Source organism: Gillisia lutea (assembly GCF_021568705.1).
GTDB lineage: Bacteria > Bacteroidota > Bacteroidia > Flavobacteriales > Flavobacteriaceae > Gillisia > Gillisia lutea.
The window spans coordinates 590,048-608,363 of sequence record NZ_JAKGTH010000007.1; the positions used below are offsets into that span (position 1 = coordinate 590,048).

The window sequence follows — 18,316 nt, forward strand, 5'->3', positions numbered from 1 at the left end:
ATATTAAATTTGCTGTCTTTACTTGTAACTTCTGGGTCCAAGAAAGGCAGTGGTAGTTGTTTCTATCAATTTACTATCACTATAAACTCCTATCTTCAGCTTATCTTTGTCGCCACTTAGAGCACTATTATTTACTTCAATAAAAAGTGTGCCTTCTGCTAAACCTTGTTTGGGTACATTGAATTTTTCATGAGATACTACCGTGATAGTTCCTTTGTGCGACAATAGTTCAAAATGGATATTATGGATGGGAGCGGTGGTTTTATTGATGAGTTTAAAAGTGTACACATTACTTATTATATTATCGGCTTTGCGCTCGTACAATTGCCCGGGGAGTCTTAAAATACGTGCTTCCACATCATTTCTTAAAAATAGCATTCCAACCAGTACCGAGATAAGAATTCCCAGAACTATACTGTAGCCTTTTAATCTTGGGTTAAAGGTGAATTTTGAATTCTTCTCAATATTTTCCTCACTGGCATACCGTATCAAACCTTTTGGGAGGTTCACAGATTCCATGATGTTATTACAGGCATCTATACACGCTGTACAATTAACACATTCCAGCTGGGTACCGTTTCTAATATCTATTCCAGTAGGGCACACCTGCACACATTGAAAGCAATCTATACAATCTCCCTTGCCGGTGATGGCCCGATCTTCATTCTTTTTGAACTTCGCCCGGCCTTTTTCCTTTTCACCTCTTTTATAATCATAAGCAACCACTATAGATTTATTGTCGAGCAATACTCCTTGAAGTCTACCATAAGGGCAGGCGATAATACATACCTGTTCCCGAAACCATGCAAAAATGAAATAAAATACACCTGTGAATATCAACAATGAAATAAGCGTACTCCAATGTTGAAAAGGACCATCGGTGATGTATTGTAAAAGCTTGTCACTACCGATTAAATACGCGAGAAAAATATTAGCAATAAGAAAGGAGATTATAAAAAAGATAAACCATTTTAAAGTCCGTTTCCTTATTTTCTCTGCATTCCAAGGCATTTTAGCAAGCCGAATCTGTTTTCCACGATTGCCATCTATCCAATATTCTATTCTACGGAAAACCATTTCCATAAAAATTGTTTGCGGGCACATCCAGCCACAAAATATCCTTCCAAATGCAACTGTAAAAAAAATGACGAATACCACCCCAATAATCATCATAATTACAAACAAATGAAGGTCTTGTGGCCAGAATGGAAACCCGAAAATATTAAAGCGTCTTTCCAATACATTGAACATCAGAAATTGATTTCCGTTTATTTTTATGAACGGAGCTGTAAATAGAAATAACAACAATACATAACTCACATATTTTCGATATTCATACAGGCGACCCACCGGTTTTTTTGGATAAACCCAGGCTCTTTTCCCTTCTTCATTAATCGTTCCTATGCTATCTCTAAATTTTTCCTTTTCCTGTGTTCCCAATTCTATAGGTGTAAAGTGAAATTATTACTGTATTTAAACGTGTTGCTGACTTATTTTATACCACATTAAATCGGCAATAGATTTACTCCTTGTTTTCGCAGCTTCGGCAACACTTCCTACAAAACTGGCATCGATAGTAGTATACCAAAGCTTTAACCATCTGTCAAAATGCTCTTGAGCTAAGGGTGTTTTTTTGCTCAGCATTCGGTGTTTCAACATGGGATTTCCTGTAAATGAGGTTTTTTCCAGTAATAGGGTTTCCCAAAAATTGTACATTATTGGAAGGTGTTTCTCCCAGTTTACTTTGGCAACGTCATTAAATATATAGCCTATAAGTTCATCCTGCTGCACCTTCTTATAAAAGGAATCTACCAGTTGTTTAATATCTTCTGCATCTTCTATATCCTTTTTCATTGTTGAGAGGTTTAATTGAACGTATTCAGATAAATAATTTTACTTTGGAGTATCCAATTGCCTGCTAAGTATAAGCAGGCATACCGCATCTTCTACAGCTGTAACCGAATGTGGTACCTTTAGCGGAATAGCATGTTCGTCATAACGTTTTAAAAGGTGCACGGCATCTGGGGTTGTAAAATTCACTTTTCCTTTAATAACTACCAGTTTAGCAGTAGTAGGAGCTGTATGTTCTTTTAGCATTACTCCCTCTTTAAGTCCAATAACAATAATTTCGGTCTCTCTTGTAGCCAGTAAAGTGTTAATTACAGGAGTGTTACTGGTTTTTAGCTCTTTAATAACTTCTTTAATAACCATGATTTAATAATTTTAATGAATAAAAATTACTTTACGGCAGTGGTTTCAACCATTTCATTTTCTGCCATTTCTGGTGTTTCTACACCTGTCTCATCTACCCATAATTCTCCCTGAGGATCTTTAGGTTCTGCGGGAGTGGTTCTGTGCAGACTTATAACATAACTTGCAACCTGAGCAATTTCCCCCGGTTTAAGATCAGATTTCCAGGCAACCATACCTTTTCCATCGCGGCCTCCTTCAGAAATTGTATGAAATACGTTTTTGATACCTCCTCCCAGAATCCAGTAATCATCGGTTAAATTAGGACCAATTCCGCCGCCGCCATCAGCTTTGTGGCAGGCAACACAACTCGTCGCAAAAATTGATTTTCCGGCATTCAGATCACTTGCTTCTGTAAGTAATTCTACAGTATTAACATCAATAAGATCTTTAGCAGTCTTTTTATAGGCTTCAATTTCCAGTTTGGCTTCTGCCACAGCTATTTCATATTCTGTCTTTTGATCGTTCCCATCAAAAATGTGATAGCGTGCCAGATAAACAACAGCGAAAATAATGGTAGCATAAAACCCATATACCCACCATGGCGGAAGGTTGTTATCCAGCTCCATAATTCCATCATAGTTATGATCTAAAATGATCTCGTGCTCTTCCTCTATAGGCTTGCTTCCCAATAACTTTTTATAGGTCTTCTTAAGCCATTTGAACTGGTTTGCTTTTGCTACTGCTTTTTCTTCGTTCAAACGGGCCTGAACTTCCGGCTTCAATGTTTTAAATAATATCGATTTTAATGCTTCTACCGAAAGTTCGCCGGCAATATAGAATAGAACAATAACACCAACAATAAGCCATAATGAGGGTTGGTCTACAAAAATTGAACGGTCTCCGGTAGAGCCTATATAGTTTAGGAAGAAATAGCCTATTAAGGTAAAAACAATGATTCTTATGTAAGATGCGTTGGTTCTCATAAAAGCTCGGTGTTATCTTGATTATCTAATGGTAGATTGCTCACTTCGATTATATGTTCTTTTTTAGCAGTATATACCCACCAAAAAAGTCCGACAAAAAAAATGAAGAATATAAGCAGAGAGATAATTGGGTATATTTCAACCCCATCTATATGTTCCAGGTTTTGTTTTACGTATTTAAGCATAGCTATTAGTTTTTGTGCTCGGTTACAGTGGTACTTGTTTTAATCTTGATATCAGTCCCTAATCGCTGTATATAGGCTATTAGAGCAACAATTTCCCGGTTACGCATTTCTACGAATTCCTCTCCATTCTCCTGGGCATATTTTTTATCGGCTTCATAGGTTTTGGCAAAATCAGGATCGGTATATAAGTTCTTTTCAATTTGTGTTCCCTGTTCCAGCATCAACTGCTGTGCATTTTCTATTTCTGCTTCAGAATAAGGTACTCCCAACGAGATCATAGCCTTCATTTTATCTTCGGTAAGGCCTTTATTTAATTCGGTATTTATTAACCATTTATAGGATGGCATAATAGAACCTGCTGAGGTACTTTGCGGATCGTACATATGATTTAAGTGCCAGTTATCGGAGTATTTTCCACCCACTCTAAATAGATCTGGTCCTGTGCGTTTACTGCCCCATAAAAATGGATGATCATACACGTATTCTCCTGACTTTGAATATTCTCCATATCGTTCTACTTCGCTTCTGAAGGGTCTTATCATTTGAGAATGGCATGAAACACAACCTTCCCTTATATAGATATCACGTCCTTCCAATTCTAATGGGGTATAAGGCTTAACTGTTGAAATTATAGGAACATAATCGTCGACTAATAATGATGGTATAATTTGTACCATTCCACCTATAAGAATTGCAATGGTAGCAAAGATGGTTAGTTTTACAGGGCGGCGTTCCAGCCAAGTATGATAACCTTCGGTAGCGGTGCGTTTTTTAGTTACCCTTTGCAAAGGCAAAGCTTCGGCAAGCTCATCGGTTACCTTACTTCCTTGTTTTATAGTTTTTACGATATTATAGAGCATAATAAAAGCTCCTACTATGTACAGGCTACCCCCAATGGCTCTCATCCAGTACATGGGGATAATTTCAGTAAGTGTTTCTAAGAAGTTTCCATAGGTAAGTGTGCCGTCGGGATTAAACTGTTTCCACATAGAGGCCTGTACAAACCCCGCCACATACATAGGCAAAGCATACATTATTATTCCAAGGGTTCCTACCCAGAAGTGGGCATTTGCCAGCTTAGTAGACCAAAGGGTGGTTTTAAATAAACGAGGTACCATCCAATAGATCATCCCGAAAGTAAGAAATCCATTCCAGCCTAGTGCTCCCACGTGTACATGCGCAATAACCCAGTCGCTGAAGTGGGCAATGGCATTTACATTTTTAAGGGATAACATAGGGCCTTCAAAAGTGGCCATCCCGTATGCTGTTATTGCTACCACCATGAATTTTAGAACAGGATCGGTACGTACTTTATCCCATGCGCCGCGAAGCGTTAATAACCCGTTGATCATCCCACCCCAAGATGGTGCGATAAGCATTATGGAAAATGCAACTCCCAGATTTTGTGCCCAGTCTGGTAATGCCGAATATAGCAGATGATGCGGTCCTGCCCAGATGTAAATGAATATAAGAGACCAGAAATGAACTATGGAAAGTCGGTATGAGTATACAGGCCTATTGGCTGCTTTTGGGACAAAATAATACATTAGGCCTAAAAAAGGTGTGGTAAGGAAAAAGGCTACGGCGTTATGCCCATACCACCATTGCACCAAAGCATCCTGCACCCCGGCATATACCGAATAACTCTTTAGGGCACTTACCGGTAGTTCAATACTATTAACAATATGAAGTACAGCTACAGTAACGAATGTTCCTAAATAGAACCAGATTGCAACATAAAGATGACGCTGTCTTCTTTTAAGAATAGTACCAATTAGGTTCGCTCCAAATGCTACCCAAATTATTGCTATGGCAATATCGAAAGGCCATTCTAACTCGGCATACTCTTTAGAAGTGGTATAACCCAGGGGAAGTGTAATTGCTGCACCTACTATAATTGCCTGCCATCCCCAGAAATTAATATTGCTTAACCAATCCTTCCACATACGAGCTTTAAGTAAGCGTTGTGTAGAGTAATATACTCCAGCAAAAATAGCGTTTCCTACAAATGCGAAAATTACAGCATTGGTATGTAACGGGCGCAATCTACCAAAGCTCAGCCAGGAGATCCCATCAGTTACATTAGGAAATAAAAACATGAAGGCGAGCAGTAATCCAACGCTCATACCTATAAGACCCCAAAATATGGTGGCATTAATAAATTTCTTAACGATCTTATTATCGTAATAGAACTGTTCTACTTGCATAGTTATTTCAATTTCTGGTGTTGGTTATTAGTATGTTCATTCTGTGGTTTTTCCTGTTCAGGAGCTTTTTCCTTGATAAGTTCATCTTCAAAAAGCATTCGTATGGATGGAGTATAGGTGTCGTCGTACTGACCTTCTTTTACCGAAAAAATAAAGGCTACAAAGAATACGAGTGCAACTATTACACTTATTGCAAGCAGCATGTAAATAATATTCATATCTGGGTGGTACTATGGTGTAAAAATACTTGGCTTCATTAGCTTAAAAGATGACGTAGATCAGGTTTTGGCTTTTTTGATCATTAATTTCCTTCCCAATATATTGGTTGCAACTGTGGTAAAAATCACGATACTTATGGAGCTTAATGGCATTAGAATAGCAGCTACTACAGGAGCAAGATTCCCGGTAATGGCAAACAGCAATCCTATAATATTGTAAAAGAGAGAGAAGAGAAAACTCCATTTAATAACGCTTACACCTTTCCTTGAAAGTTTTACAAAGTCATAAAGATCCTTAAAACGAGAAGCATCAAGTATCCCATCGCAGGCAGGTGAGAAAACATTTATATTTTCAGAAATCACAATTCCCACATTGCTTTGTGCCAATGCTCCCGAATCGTTCAAACCATCCCCAACCATCATTACTTTCCTACCTAGTTTCTGGAGCTGTTTAATATATTCCAGCTTATCTTTTGGTTTCTGATTAAAGAGAAGTTGGGTATCTTTTGGTAGCAGTTCTTCCAAATGCCGCTTTTCTCCATCATTATCGCCACTAAGGATAATGATCTCAGCATGCTGCTTCAATCTATCGAAAATCTCCTGAATTCCGTTTCTATATTGATTATAAAAGATATAACAGCCCTTATAAGTGTTGTTGCTGCTTATATGTACTTCAGTGCGTTTGTAATTTTCCTTTGTAGCTAACTTGTCTTCAGTTGGGTTTGAACTTTCAACAAAATCGAAGGAACCAATCCTTATACTATCCTGATTAATTGTCCCCGAGATTCCTTTCCCTATTTCTTCTTCAAATTCATCCAAGGTTTCTATATCATTTTCCTGAAGCATTTTATATAAACTTCGACTCAAAGGATGGTTAGAGGCCCTAAGGGTACTGGTAAGCAATGTGATTTCTTGTTCGGTAAGAGTAATCCCTTCGTAACTAATGAGGTTTTTCGTATTTGAAGTGAGCGTACCTGTTTTATCGAAGACAACGGTATCGATATGCGACATTTGTTCGATAACACTGGTGTCTTTTATATAGAGCTTGTGCCTTCCAAAAATTCGCAGCAAATTGCCTAAAGTGAAAGGTGCTGCCAGAGCAATTGCACAGGGGCAGGCAACTATAAGAACAGCGGTAAAAACATTAAGAGCTTTTGAAGGATCTGCAATCATCCAGAAAAGAGTGGCGATAAATGCGATGCTAAGGATACCTATGGTAAATTTCTTGCTTATTCTATCGGTTAGAGATTGAAAATTGCTTTGTTTGGTTTTGCTGAAAATTTCATTGCTCCATAGTTGGGTAAGGTAACTTTGCTCTACAGGTTTAATCACTTCAAGTTCTATGATGCCCGCTTGCTGTTTTCCGCCTGCAAAAAGTTTATCACCAGATCGTTTTGCTACAGGTTCGGCTTCCCCGGTTACGAAACTGTAGTCGATAAGGGCGCTACCTTTAATAAGAATAGAATCTACGGGAATGAGCTCAGAATTTCGAATAAGGATACGATCTCCTGTTTTTAGATCGTATATCTGTGCTTGCTCTTCTGAAGTAGATTTTTCAGGATCTTGGAAAATTCGGGTAACGGCAATTGGGAAATACGATTTATAATCGCGCTCAAATGATAGGAATGCGTAGGTTTTCTGTTGAAAAAACCTTCCTAAGAGCAAAAAGAAAATGAGGCCAGCCAGACTGTCGAAAAATCCAGTACCAAGGTCAAAGATGATTTCTGCAGTAGAACGAATGAACAATACCGAAATTCCAATAGCGATGGGTACGTCTATATTTAAAATTTTGGAGCGTAAACCTTTATAGGCAGAGATGAAATAATCACGCCCCGAGTAGAAAACCACCGGAAGGGAGAATGCGAACATTAGCCATCTAAAGATATATTTGAACTTTTCTAACCAGAATTCGTTCACTTCAAAATATTCGGGAAAGGATAAGAACATAATATTCCCAAAGGCGAAGCCTGCGACTCCTAATTTATATATAAGGCTTCTATCAACTTTTTTCTCTTTTTTTTCAAAATCGTCCAGGGAAATACTGGGTTCGTAACCAATTCTGCATAAAAGTACAACAAGGTTTTTAAGGGAGAGCTGCTCAGAGTTATAAGTAATACGAATCGATTTTTCGGGAAAATTTACCTGTGTATTCTTTACCGAAGCATCGATTTTGCTGAGGTTTTCCAATACCCAGATGCATGAGCTGCAATGAATACTTGGGATGATAAAGGAAACTACCTGGGTATCTTGCTCATTAAATTCCAGCAAGCGCTCTACAATAGCTTCATTCTCAAGAAAGTTAAATTTAGCTTCATTTAGGCTAGGGGAGGTTCCCGGTGACTCATCCAGATTATAATAGTAGGAAAGGTCATTTTCCTGCAAGATGTCAAAAACCGTTTTACAACCATTACAGCAAAATACCTTATCCAAATGTGTTATTGCAGTGTTGCTACAATTATCACCACAATGATAACATTTGTCCATACGCGTTTTAAATTTGTGCAGGACAAAGGAAAAAATCTCATGTTTTATAAAAGATGACCTTTGTCAGTTTAGGCCATACTTTTTATAATAGTCTTATGAATATTTGAAAACACTTTTTTGTAAATTAAAGGAAAAATGAAAAATACAGCGATGATATTATTAGGGGTAACTAGCCTTATTTTAATAGCTATTGTGGTGCTGGTTTCTGTCGAATTCTCCTTTTCATTAATCTTTTATCTTACCTGCATTGGTCAAATTCTATTACTAGTAACGGTCTACAAAATATTGACCGATGATTATTCTACCGATAAGACTTTTGACGATTTTTATGAAGATTATCCTATAGACCGAGAGAAATAAGTGAACTCCCCATTCAGTTATTTAAAATGCCAAAGAATTGATTTAAAAGGATGATATTTTGATGTGAATGACCGGCAGCAGTAAAATTTTAAACAAAATAATGTTTAAATTGTATACGCTAAAGTGACATAATTATGAAAGCACTTATAGTGGATGACGAGGTCTTAGCACGAAAAAGGATTTTAAATCTGCTTACTTCTGTAGAAAAAATTACGGTAATAGAAGAATGTTCCAATGGGAAATCGGCTATTACCCGAATCAATGAGCTTAAGCCCGATCTGGTTTTCTTAGATATCAATATGAAGGATATGAACGGTTTTGATGTGCTACAGAACGTGGAAGTTAGTCCTAAACCTATAGTGGTATTCGTAACAGCTTATGATCACTATGCGCTTAAAGCCTTCGATTTTGAAGCTTTCGATTTTTTGCTTAAACCTTACCGAGACGAACGATTTTATAAAACAGTAGATAAACTTCTTAAACTCACCAAACCTGAAATTGAAATAGATTTTGAAAAGAAGATGCGAGAATTCTTCAAGCTGAATTCTATGAAAAGGCAGGCAGAGGAGTTAACACCAAGACTTCCTGTAAAACAAGGACATCGCACTATTTTACTGGATCCTGAAAAAATTAAATATATATGTGCTTCAGGGTACTATGCCGAGATCTATACAGAAGATAAAAAATACCTCCTTCGAGAATCTTTAAAGAATCTCATTAAGTTACTGAGTAAGAAAATATTTTGCAGAGTGCATAGGTCGGCAATTGTAAATATCAATTATATACAAGAGATCGTGCATTCCGATTATTCAGAACTGGACGTTAGAATGCAGGATAACAAATTAATTAGGGTAAGTAAATCCAATAAAAAGGATTTTCTTCTTCAACTAGGTATCTAAAATGAGCTTAACAGGTTTAAAAAAGAAATATATAGACGGCAGATTGATACTTCTGCTGGCAGCTTTCTACACCCTCTACTATGTCATTTTTATTATAAAGACGGCTTATATGAGAGCATATGTGTATAATGATATAAAATACTCGCTTTGGCATCTTATTGTAAATGGATATTTTATAGACTGGGTCGTGGTGGTGGCTTATATGACGTTTATTGCAGTTAGTACAAAACGCCTTATTATACGAAAGGTACCTTGGAAGAAAATTTTCTTTTTGCATTTAACGCTTTCTATTTTTATAGGAGTTATAATTAGGTTGCTAATTAGCTTGATAAGTATTTTAAAAGGTGAAATGAGCTTTAATGAGTTCGATGTTCGGGAGAATATCAATGGATTCATGTATGTGCTGGATCTTAATTTCCTGATCTATTTTGCCATGATATTTATTATATATGTCTATTATTATGTAGGACAGGTGAGAGAAGCTGAAGAAAAACGCGGTTTGCTAGAAGCGCAACTTCTCAATACCAGAATGAAAATGCTCACCTCTCAACTACAACCTCATTTTTTATTCAATACCCTAAATAGTATTTCCAGTTTGGTGGAAATAGATGCAAAGGCTGCCCAGAATACTATTGCCGATCTTAGTGATTTTCTTCGCGAGATCCTTTATAACAGCGATGCTAAATTTATCCCTATTGAAAAGGAGCTTACCGTGCTGGAATATTATCTCAATTTGGTTAAGATTCGTTTTTCCGATCATTTGGAAATTGAAAAACAGGTAGATCCTGCTTTACTGAAGGTTAAAATTCCTGCTATGATACTTCAGCCTTTGGTAGAGAATTCTATTAAGCACGGTTATTCGTATAATCATACGCACTTAAAAATTATAATCAGTATCCAAAGACAAGGGGATTTCATAATTGTAAAAGTGGAAAATAACGGGAAATTAATGACAGAAAGCCTTGAGGGATTGCTGAAAAAAGGGGTTGGGCTTTCAAATCTTAACGAAAGACTGATCAATTTATATGGTGAAACCGATTATTTCGAAATGAAGAATAAATTAGACGGTACAGGAGTGATAACCATTATCAAGATCCCAATTAAAAATTAAAGCAGAGAATTTATGTGTAACATTCATATTTTTTAGTTCTATAAATTGATATTTTGTCGTTATCTGAATTGAAAATTTTTTTAACTTGCTGACTATAAGAGGTGTTGTAATTAGAGTCTCTTAAGTACCACATGGATAATTTAAGCCTCCCGAAATTGGAATCTGAACCGCAGTTTAACCTTGAACGTTTCTTTCATCTCACTCCAGATGTGCTTTGTATTGCCGGGTACGATGGGTATTTAAAAAAAGTGAATCCTGCATTTTCAGATCTTTTGGGGTATAGCGTAGAGGAACTCATGAGGGTTCCGGTGAGTGATTTTATTTACAGCGAGGACAAAATTATTACCTCCCGTTTTCGGGAAAATCTAAAAGAGAAAATTCCCTTATTAAATTTTCAGAACAGGTATATCACCAAAAAAGGAGAGCTCGTATGGTTGTCCTGGACTTCCATTTCTGAGCCGGATAATGAGTTGATCTATGCCATTGCTAAAGATATCACACATCTTAAAAAACTGGAGGAGGAACGTAACTTACTGCTCGCCGATCTTGCCAGGTTAAATACCGATTTAAAACAATTTACCTACACCACTTCACATGACCTGAGAACACCGGTAAATAGTTTGCTATCACTTTTCAACATGTTGGATCTTTCAAAAATTGAAGATAAAGAAACGCTGGAGTATATAGAGCTAATCAATGTGTCAGCACTTACAATTAAAAATACCCTTAATAAATATGTAGATGCTGTTAGTAGTGAGAAAAAGATAAATATCCAGTTAGAGGTTTTAAACTTAACCCAAATGGTAAATGGAGTTTGTGGATCTATTGATACATTAATAAAAAAATCGAACGCAACTTTTATTATAGATTTTACTGAAGCTGAGGAGGTGAAATTTTGCTCTTTCTATCTTCAAAGTATATTTTTAAACCTGATCTCCAATTCAATTAAATACAGCAATCCTAAAGTAGATCTTGTAATTACAATAATTTCAAAAAAAGTTGACAATACTGTTCAACTTATATTTGCTGATAATGGAATAGGTTTCAATATGGAAAAAGTGGGCAACAATATCTTTGGCCTACATCAGCGTTTCCATAACAATAGCGATAGTAAAGGGATTGGTTTGTACCTGGTACAAAATCATATGCATAGTCTGGGTGGGAAAATTACAGTTAAAAGTGAAGTGAGTATGGGAACTGAATTTACTCTGACTTTTAGAGACTAATCGTATACAGAATAATAAACCGGGAGACAATTTTACCTGTCTCCCGGTTCTAGCTAAAATCAATACAAATTATTTTGCATTTTCTTTTAATTGCTGGCAACAGTAGTACTGCCTATCATTGCCGGTGTTAGCTTAATTATTCGGCTTTTATTGTCCTTTTCAATTTTTATTTTATAAACCTCTTTTTTAAGTAAATCGCCATTTCCACTGGCCACATAATTGTTCTTGGTCATGGTCCAGCCTTTGTAGTTTTTATAAAGGTCTTGTCTCACTTCTAATGGTAGTAAAATATTTGTGAATTTTTGATAGGTTCTACCTAATGTTCCGTGTTTATTAAAATTAGCTCTTAAAAAACCTTTAGTGCTTTTAAAAGTAACTACATAGGTCTCATAATTTCTTTCCTTAACAGCTTCAATAAATTCTTTTATATCGAAATTTTCTTGCATAAACCCAATTGGATTTGCATGGAATTCTCCGGCATAATTTTCATTGATGGTAAAGCTATAGTCGTCTAAATTCGAACTGGTCATTACCGAATAGGGGTTAATCTTAACTGTTGCTTCTTCCAGTTCTGTAATTTGCTGTGCCTGGGCCGATGCTACCCCACAAAGCAATAATGCATAAATGATTAGAGTTTTCATGATATTTGATTTTAAAGATGAATACACGTCTAGCAATAAGATTCTTGGAGGACCAGCTTCTGAGCGCTATAGAAGAGACTTTCAAAAATTTTATTTACCTGAAATTACTTTATAATATCCCTGTTTTAACCAAAAAGATGTGAATCGCTCGCCTGTAGTAATAAGCGAAACAAAAGATGAAGTAAATGGAAATGTAAGGGCAAGTTTTAAAGAACTAGCAGTCCATTCTCTCTTAAAATATCTATAGGTTTTGAATACCAGAAGAGTTCAAAATCTTCAAAAGATTGTTCAAAATCCTTTTTCAGCTGGGCAAATGAAAGTAGCTTTTCGTTAGTTGGAGAGAGGTTTTCTAATTTATCAAGTAGCCATTCCCCTTTATCTTTCTCCAGCTTTACCTCAATAGTATTTGTTTTATCATGAAAGCTTAATAAAAGTAAGTGCCGGGTCTGCCCACGTTTGCTTTTAGTGATCTCCGAAATTAGAGGCATTTTTCCTAACCACAATAGTTTAGCTGTAGGCTTTACATTAATGGGAACCTCATTTTCTAAACAAGAAATAATAAAATCTTCCTGAATACTGGTGTGTGGGATCTTAAAATCGAACCAATCTTGTAATGGCATTTCAAAACCAATACCATGCATGAAGTTAAAGAGAGATTTCTTTAGGCCATAACTAAATTGATTATGATCTATGCCGGTACTATCGGTAAAATCTACATCATTATTAGCAAAAGAAATATCTTTATACTGTGGAGTGATCCCGTAATCGGATGGATTCAAACCAATCGGGCTATGAGCGGTTAAGGCGAACTGATGCCAGAATCCTGACTGTAATATACCTACTTCAAAAAGTTGCCGTACCATTTCCAAACTATCTACTGTTTCCTGCACCGTTTGGGTAGGATAGCCGTACATTAAATAGGAATGCACCATGATATTGGCTTCGGTAAAATTTCGGGTCACCTGTGCCACCTGAGATACCGTCACACCCTTATCGATCAATTTCAAAAGCCTGTCGGAAGCCACTTCTAAACCTCCGGAAACTGCTATACAACCGGAAGCTTTAAGTAAATAACAGAGGTCTTGAGTGAAATTCTTCTCAAAGCGAATATTGGCCCACCAGGTAACGGTGAGTTTTCGTTTTAGAATTTCTATTGCCAAAGACTTCATTAAGGATGGAGGCGCAGCCTCATCTACAAAATGGAATCCGGTTTCTCCGGTTTGAGCAATAAGTTGCTGCATTCTGTCTACAAGAATCTTTGCAGCCACAGGTTCGTAGATCTTTATATAATCTAAAGAGATATCACAAAAAGTACATTTACCCCAGTAACAACCATGCGCCATAGTAAGTTTATTCCAACGGCCATCGCTCCAAAGACTATGCATGGGGTTGGCAATTTCGATCACCGATATGTATTCACTTAAAAGCAGATTTGAGTAATCGGGGGTGCCAACTTCACTTTGTTTATAGTCGCTTTTAAGAGATGAATTATTATAAGAAACAGTTCCTTCTTTTAATAAATAGGTGCGCTTGAATTGATTAAAATCCTGGTTTTCGGGATTAGGATCTAATATATTAATAGCTAACAGCTCTACCGGTAATTCTCCATCATCTAAGGTGATATAATCAAAGAATTCGAAAACTCTCACATCGCTGAGCGAACGTAATTCGGTATTTGGGAAACCGCCGCCCATGGCAATTTTTATTTCAGGATAGTTTTTTTTGATAAATTGGGCACAGCGAAAAGCACTATATAAATTACCGGGAAATGGAACTGAGAAGCAGACTAATTTAGGCTGTATTTCGTTGAGTTTGTTTTCCAGGGTTGAAAGTGTAAGTGTATCGATATAGGTGGGTTCACCTTGCAGATGTTCATATAGTTCATCAAACGAATTGGCGCTCTGTCCCAATCGTTCTGCATACCGACTAAACCCGAAGTTCTCATCGATACATTCTACGATGAAATCTGAAATATCTTCCAGATACAAGGTTGCTAAATGTTTGGCTTTGTCCTGCAGTCCCATAGAGCCAAAAGCCCAGTCCATATCATCCAGTTGCTCAAATCTTGAAGCCTGCGGAAGAAAATTATCGGTACAGATTTGTCGTGCGAAGGTTTGATTTTTTCCCTGTAAGAAAGCTATAACCAACTCTAAAACCTGTAAATAATCATCTTTTAAAGCATAGATCCTTTCCGCATTCTCTGAAGTTATACGATCATTCTTATATGCCAGTTCGAAAATATCTTCCATTTTGGCTTTCGAAAAAAGTGCTAAAATCACCTCTATTCCCAGGTCCATTTGATAGGAACTGATATTTTTAGTATTCAGGAATCCTTTTAAATAGGCCGTGGCAGGATAGGGCGTATTCAATTGGGTAAAAGGAGGTGTTATAAGTAACAGGTCTTTCAAAATGGAAGAGGCTTTAAAAAATTATAATCTTCAAAAAAACGATATGCGAAGATAGTTGAAAAGTTGAAGAGCAAAGAATTTTAGCCGGTCTAGTTAAATTCTTATCCTTATCTGGAACTACGCAATAAAAGACTTTGTTCGCTATTTAAGATCTCGATCACAGCCATTTCATAAGCTTTGGTGTTATTAGCTTTCTTGATCTTCTTAAAGGTTTTCTGCGGATTGGAGAAGGTGGTGGAAAAATATTCCCAAAATCCCTGCATCTTCATCTTTATAGGAGTAGGCCCGGAAAGTGCCGCTGTGTAGTTATGATAGATCTCATCATGGAAATTTCTAAAGATCTCAAATCGATCTAGAGGATATTCTAAAGTATCGCTTTTAATCATATTCGGTAAAAATGGGTCAGCGATCAGTCCTCTACCAATCATAAAATGATCTATAGAAGGGAAGCGACTCTGCATTTCCTTAAATTTAGCTACCGTGGTAATATCACCGTTATAATATAATTTATGCTTGGTATTGTCTACACAACGCTGGAAGGCATCCAGATCTACACCGCCTTTGTAAAGTTGCTTTCCTATACGAGCATGGATGGCGATGTTCTTAAGCGGGTATTTATCTAATATCGGCAGAACATCCAAGATCTCTTCGCTGTTTTCATAGCCCATACGCATCTTCATAGAAACTAAAATGTCTGTCTCGGTATGTGCTCTACTTAAGATATGGTCAATTCTTTCGGCATCACTAATTAGTCCTGAGCCCATTCCGCGTTTGGTAACCATAGGGTAGGGACAACCCAAGTTCCAATTAAGCTCCTTATATCCTAATTCCTGCACATACTTGGCTACAAACAAGAATTCATCAGCATCATTGGTAATAATTTGCGGGATCACTTCCAACGTGGTATTATTCTCGGGGAGCAGATCACGCTCGTACGACGATTTTATTACCAGCTTTCCGTTCAAACGAATATAAGGAGAGTAAAAAGTATCTATCCCACCAAAATATTTTTGAAAGGCATTACGAAATCTGAAATCGGTAAATCCCTGTAAAGGAGATGAAAGTAACGTGAGGCTCATTGTAGTTTTAAGTTGTGCAAAGATAGCGCTTTCCTTACTTAAAAAATTAGCTAAATCTACTAGATGATTACCAATGATACTAAAACAGATGGAAGTTCAGAATATGAAATTTTTAAAAGATAACTTTATAAATATGCCAGAATAAAATTGGAATACTTAATTTTGCAGCCGTGAAACACCTGCTGGTCATATTTGCTTTTTTAATCGTTTTTAAGCCGGTTCTGCCTTATGTGGAATATGCCGTGGCCTACGATTATATTAGTAAAGTGCTATGTGTGAATAAAGATGAACCAAAGCTGGAGTGTAACGGGAAATGTTACCTCATGAAATCTCTCGCTGAAGCTTCTAAAGAAGAATCTCAGTCGAAAAATAATAATTCGGTAAAAAAAGTAGATATACAAATCCTTTTTACTGAAAAAACTACAGCTTTCACTTTCTCTAATTTTGTTGAAAGCGTATCTCACCAATTTCCACTGACTGCCATTCTGTACAGTCACCAGGAAATATCCAAAGTTTTTCACCCTCCAATTGCCTAAGTATTTATCATACAATTTTTATTGATCTAAATACTTTATAAAATGACCCTATTTAAAAAATCATGGGTATGGCTGCTATGCTGTACACTTTTTCTGATCTCTTGTGAGAGCACTTCAGAAAAGAAAAAAGAATACGATGAATTATTTCACCAGGTACTGGATATTCACGACGAAGTAATGCCTAAAATGGTAGAAATTCCCGCTCTTAAAAAGGAATTAGAAACCATTGCCGATACTAGCGCAGCTGCCGAAAAATATAGAAATGCCGCCACCAAACTTGAAGAAGGTGATCGCCTGATGATGGACTGGATGCACAGTTTTAGCGATGAGTTTGTAAAAGGTAAGGCCGAGCTTCAGAAAATGAATAACCAGCAACTGCAAGAACGTATAGATGCCATAACCGCTGAGTTGGAAGACGTGAAGCTGATGCGAGACCAGGTGAACTCCAGTATCGAGAACGCAAAGGAATTAACGGAATAAAGCCTTATAGCAACAAATGAAATTTATTTCCTTTGTCTTTGCTTTATTATTTCTTTTCCAACCCATCTTTCCTCTTGTAGACTATGCATTCAATTATGAATACATAGCTACAGAACTATGTGAAAATCGGGATAGGCCGGAATTGAGCTGTAACGGGAAATGTTACCTCATGAGGTCTTTGGCTGAAGAGGTTAATAAAGAAAAAGATGCCGAAAAAGGAATTCCTGCTGGTAGGAGTGAACTCGTATTGTTTTTTTTCAAGGAGTATCAATTGGGATGGGAACTTTTTCCTGACTTTGATATAGAGCTGAAACCGGTGGTAGACAGCTTTCTTACTACCTATAGTTTTCTTTTTTATAGTGAGGAGTTGAAACCTCCCATTGCTTGATAATTTATTAAATCAATGCCGAAAATTGGGCTTTAACAAGCGCCAACGGCCAAACTTATGATTAATTTTTAATGAATTTCAAGATGATAACTAAATATATAAAACCTTTAATTTTTACCACACTAATAACATTCTTCACCGCATGTTCATCAGATGATGATAATGTAAATGAGCTTAGTGGGCAGAATGCTGTTGCAATTGATTTCGATAATGGTGTAAATGGAGATGATCTTCTGCTTGCTTCAGCTACTTATACTAAAACCAATGCAGAAATATTAACTATTACTCGCCTTAATTACATTGTGAGCAATTTTGTATTGATCGATGCCAATGGTAACGAATATACCTATCCAAAAGATGAAAGCTATTTCATTATTAGTGAAGAAAACGATAATACCGAAATAAACCTTCCAAACATTCCGGCCGGAGAGTATGTTGCCATGCGTTTTGGAATTGGAGTAGATCAGGATAAATATCAGCAGGGAGCTGAAGGTCAGGGTGATTTCTTACAAAAAGCCGAAGACAGCTTTATGATGTGGTCCTGGCAGGCGGGTTACAAATTTTTGAATTTTGAAGGAACTTTCACTTCTGAAACTGTAACCGAAGCTGCTAATTTTAAGATACATATGGGGAGCCATGGGAGCAGTTTAGATAATTACAAAGAAGTGACCGTGCAATTGCCTACTTCTGCCTTGGTGAGCGATAATTTGAGTCCGGTAATCCATGTAGGGGTAGATGCCAATAAGTTGTTGGATGGCTCAAACAAGATCAAGCTTTCAGAAAAAGCTGTTGTAATGGTAGATGAGGTTAAAAGTCCCCAAATTGCTGAAAATGCTACAGAAATGTTTCGTGTAGACCACGTGCATAACGGCGAGCAGATACAACACTAATTAAAAAAGACTAAAAAGTGGCGAAGGC

19 protein-coding genes are annotated in these 18,316 nt (G+C 36.9%); 8 read left to right on the forward strand and 11 right to left on the reverse strand.

All coding sequences use genetic code 11. The features are described from left to right. Positions 1 to 18 precede the first annotated feature (18 nt). From ccoG to L1I30_RS07020, 8 genes are read right to left on the reverse strand one after another with little or no spacing between them, the layout of a single operon-like run. On the reverse strand, positions 19 to 1,440 hold the full coding sequence (gene ccoG / locus L1I30_RS06985) for a cytochrome c oxidase accessory protein CcoG (RefSeq protein ID WP_236133550.1): 1,422 nt from the start codon (positions 1,438 to 1,440) through the stop codon (positions 19 to 21). A 33-nt stretch (positions 1,441 to 1,473) separates the two neighbouring features. Next, complete coding sequence (locus L1I30_RS06990; RefSeq protein ID WP_236133551.1) at positions 1,474 to 1,854, reverse strand: group III truncated hemoglobin; 381 nt, start codon at positions 1,852 to 1,854, stop codon at positions 1,474 to 1,476. A 39-nt stretch (positions 1,855 to 1,893) separates the two neighbouring features. Continuing rightward, entirely contained in the window at positions 1,894 to 2,211 is a 318-nt protein-coding gene (locus L1I30_RS06995; protein WP_236133552.1) for a cupin domain-containing protein, read from the reverse strand. Positions 2,212 to 2,237: 26 nt separating this feature from the next. Next, the gene (locus L1I30_RS07000; RefSeq protein WP_236133553.1) at positions 2,238 to 3,176 is read right to left on the reverse strand and encodes a cbb3-type cytochrome c oxidase N-terminal domain-containing protein; all 939 of its coding nucleotides are present in this window, start codon (positions 3,174 to 3,176) and stop codon (positions 2,238 to 2,240) included. Beyond that, positions 3,173 to 3,361, reverse strand: coding sequence for a CcoQ/FixQ family Cbb3-type cytochrome c oxidase assembly chaperone (locus tag L1I30_RS07005; RefSeq protein WP_236133554.1), 189 nt, complete (start codon positions 3,359 to 3,361; stop codon positions 3,173 to 3,175). The genes L1I30_RS07000 and L1I30_RS07005 overlap by 4 nt, the downstream gene beginning before the upstream one ends. A gap of 5 nt (positions 3,362 to 3,366) precedes the next feature. Continuing rightward, positions 3,367 to 5,568 carry a cytochrome-c oxidase, cbb3-type subunit I gene (gene ccoN / locus L1I30_RS07010; RefSeq protein WP_236133555.1) on the reverse strand — a complete coding sequence of 734 codons (2,202 nt, stop codon included), beginning with the start codon at positions 5,566 to 5,568 and terminating at the stop codon, positions 3,367 to 3,369. Positions 5,569 to 5,570: 2 nt separating this feature from the next. Continuing rightward, positions 5,571 to 5,786, reverse strand: a complete 216-nt coding sequence (gene ccoS, locus L1I30_RS07015) for a cbb3-type cytochrome oxidase assembly protein CcoS (RefSeq protein ID WP_236133556.1) — start codon at positions 5,784 to 5,786, stop codon at positions 5,571 to 5,573. 60 nt (positions 5,787 to 5,846) lie between these two features. Continuing rightward, positions 5,847 to 8,270, reverse strand: coding sequence for a heavy metal translocating P-type ATPase (locus L1I30_RS07020; protein ID WP_236133557.1), 2,424 nt, complete (start codon positions 8,268 to 8,270; stop codon positions 5,847 to 5,849). A 135-nt stretch (positions 8,271 to 8,405) separates the two neighbouring features. On the opposite strand from L1I30_RS07020, the gene L1I30_RS07025 reads away from it, so the two are divergent. The 4 genes from L1I30_RS07025 to L1I30_RS07040 all read left to right on the forward strand — a co-directional run bounded on the left by L1I30_RS07025 (position 8,406) and on the right by L1I30_RS07040 (position 11,866). Beyond that, positions 8,406 to 8,630 carry a hypothetical protein gene (locus L1I30_RS07025; RefSeq protein WP_236133558.1) on the forward strand — a complete coding sequence of 75 codons (225 nt, stop codon included), beginning with the start codon at positions 8,406 to 8,408 and terminating at the stop codon, positions 8,628 to 8,630. Between the two features lie 134 nt (positions 8,631 to 8,764). Continuing rightward, positions 8,765 to 9,529, forward strand: coding sequence for a LytR/AlgR family response regulator transcription factor (locus L1I30_RS07030; protein ID WP_236133559.1), 765 nt, complete (start codon positions 8,765 to 8,767; stop codon positions 9,527 to 9,529). Position 9,530: 1 nt separating this feature from the next. After that, positions 9,531 to 10,640, forward strand: coding sequence for a sensor histidine kinase (locus tag L1I30_RS07035; protein WP_236133560.1), 1,110 nt, complete (start codon positions 9,531 to 9,533; stop codon positions 10,638 to 10,640). A 131-nt stretch (positions 10,641 to 10,771) separates the two neighbouring features. Continuing rightward, positions 10,772 to 11,866, forward strand: a complete 1,095-nt coding sequence (locus L1I30_RS07040; protein WP_236133561.1) for a PAS domain-containing sensor histidine kinase — start codon at positions 10,772 to 10,774, stop codon at positions 11,864 to 11,866. Between the two features lie 86 nt (positions 11,867 to 11,952). Here L1I30_RS07040 and L1I30_RS07045 read toward each other — a convergent pair whose 3' ends face one another. The 3 genes from L1I30_RS07045 to L1I30_RS07055 form a co-directional block, all read right to left on the reverse strand. Continuing rightward, positions 11,953 to 12,507: a hypothetical protein gene (locus tag L1I30_RS07045; RefSeq protein ID WP_236133562.1), complete on the reverse strand. Its 555-nt coding sequence runs from the start codon at positions 12,505 to 12,507 to the stop codon at positions 11,953 to 11,955. Between the two features lie 206 nt (positions 12,508 to 12,713). Beyond that, positions 12,714 to 14,915 carry a B12-binding domain-containing radical SAM protein gene (locus L1I30_RS07050; RefSeq protein WP_236133563.1) on the reverse strand — a complete coding sequence of 734 codons (2,202 nt, stop codon included), beginning with the start codon at positions 14,913 to 14,915 and terminating at the stop codon, positions 12,714 to 12,716. 107 nt (positions 14,916 to 15,022) lie between these two features. Beyond that, positions 15,023 to 15,994, reverse strand: coding sequence for a tRNA dihydrouridine synthase (locus L1I30_RS07055; protein WP_236133564.1), 972 nt, complete (start codon positions 15,992 to 15,994; stop codon positions 15,023 to 15,025). A gap of 170 nt (positions 15,995 to 16,164) precedes the next feature. Here L1I30_RS07055 and L1I30_RS07060 point away from each other — a divergent pair, with 170 nt between their 5' ends. From L1I30_RS07060 to L1I30_RS07075, 4 genes are all read left to right on the forward strand, one after another. After that, positions 16,165 to 16,530, forward strand: a complete 366-nt coding sequence (locus L1I30_RS07060) for a hypothetical protein (RefSeq protein WP_236133565.1) — start codon at positions 16,165 to 16,167, stop codon at positions 16,528 to 16,530. A gap of 42 nt (positions 16,531 to 16,572) precedes the next feature. Beyond that, positions 16,573 to 17,010, forward strand: a complete 438-nt coding sequence (locus L1I30_RS07065; RefSeq protein ID WP_236133566.1) for a hypothetical protein — start codon at positions 16,573 to 16,575, stop codon at positions 17,008 to 17,010. 16 nt (positions 17,011 to 17,026) lie between these two features. After that, positions 17,027 to 17,398, forward strand: a complete 372-nt coding sequence (locus L1I30_RS07070) for a hypothetical protein (RefSeq protein WP_236133567.1) — start codon at positions 17,027 to 17,029, stop codon at positions 17,396 to 17,398. A gap of 83 nt (positions 17,399 to 17,481) precedes the next feature. After that, positions 17,482 to 18,288, forward strand: a complete 807-nt coding sequence (locus tag L1I30_RS07075; protein ID WP_236133568.1) for an MbnP family protein — start codon at positions 17,482 to 17,484, stop codon at positions 18,286 to 18,288. Positions 18,289 to 18,316 lie beyond the last annotated feature (28 nt).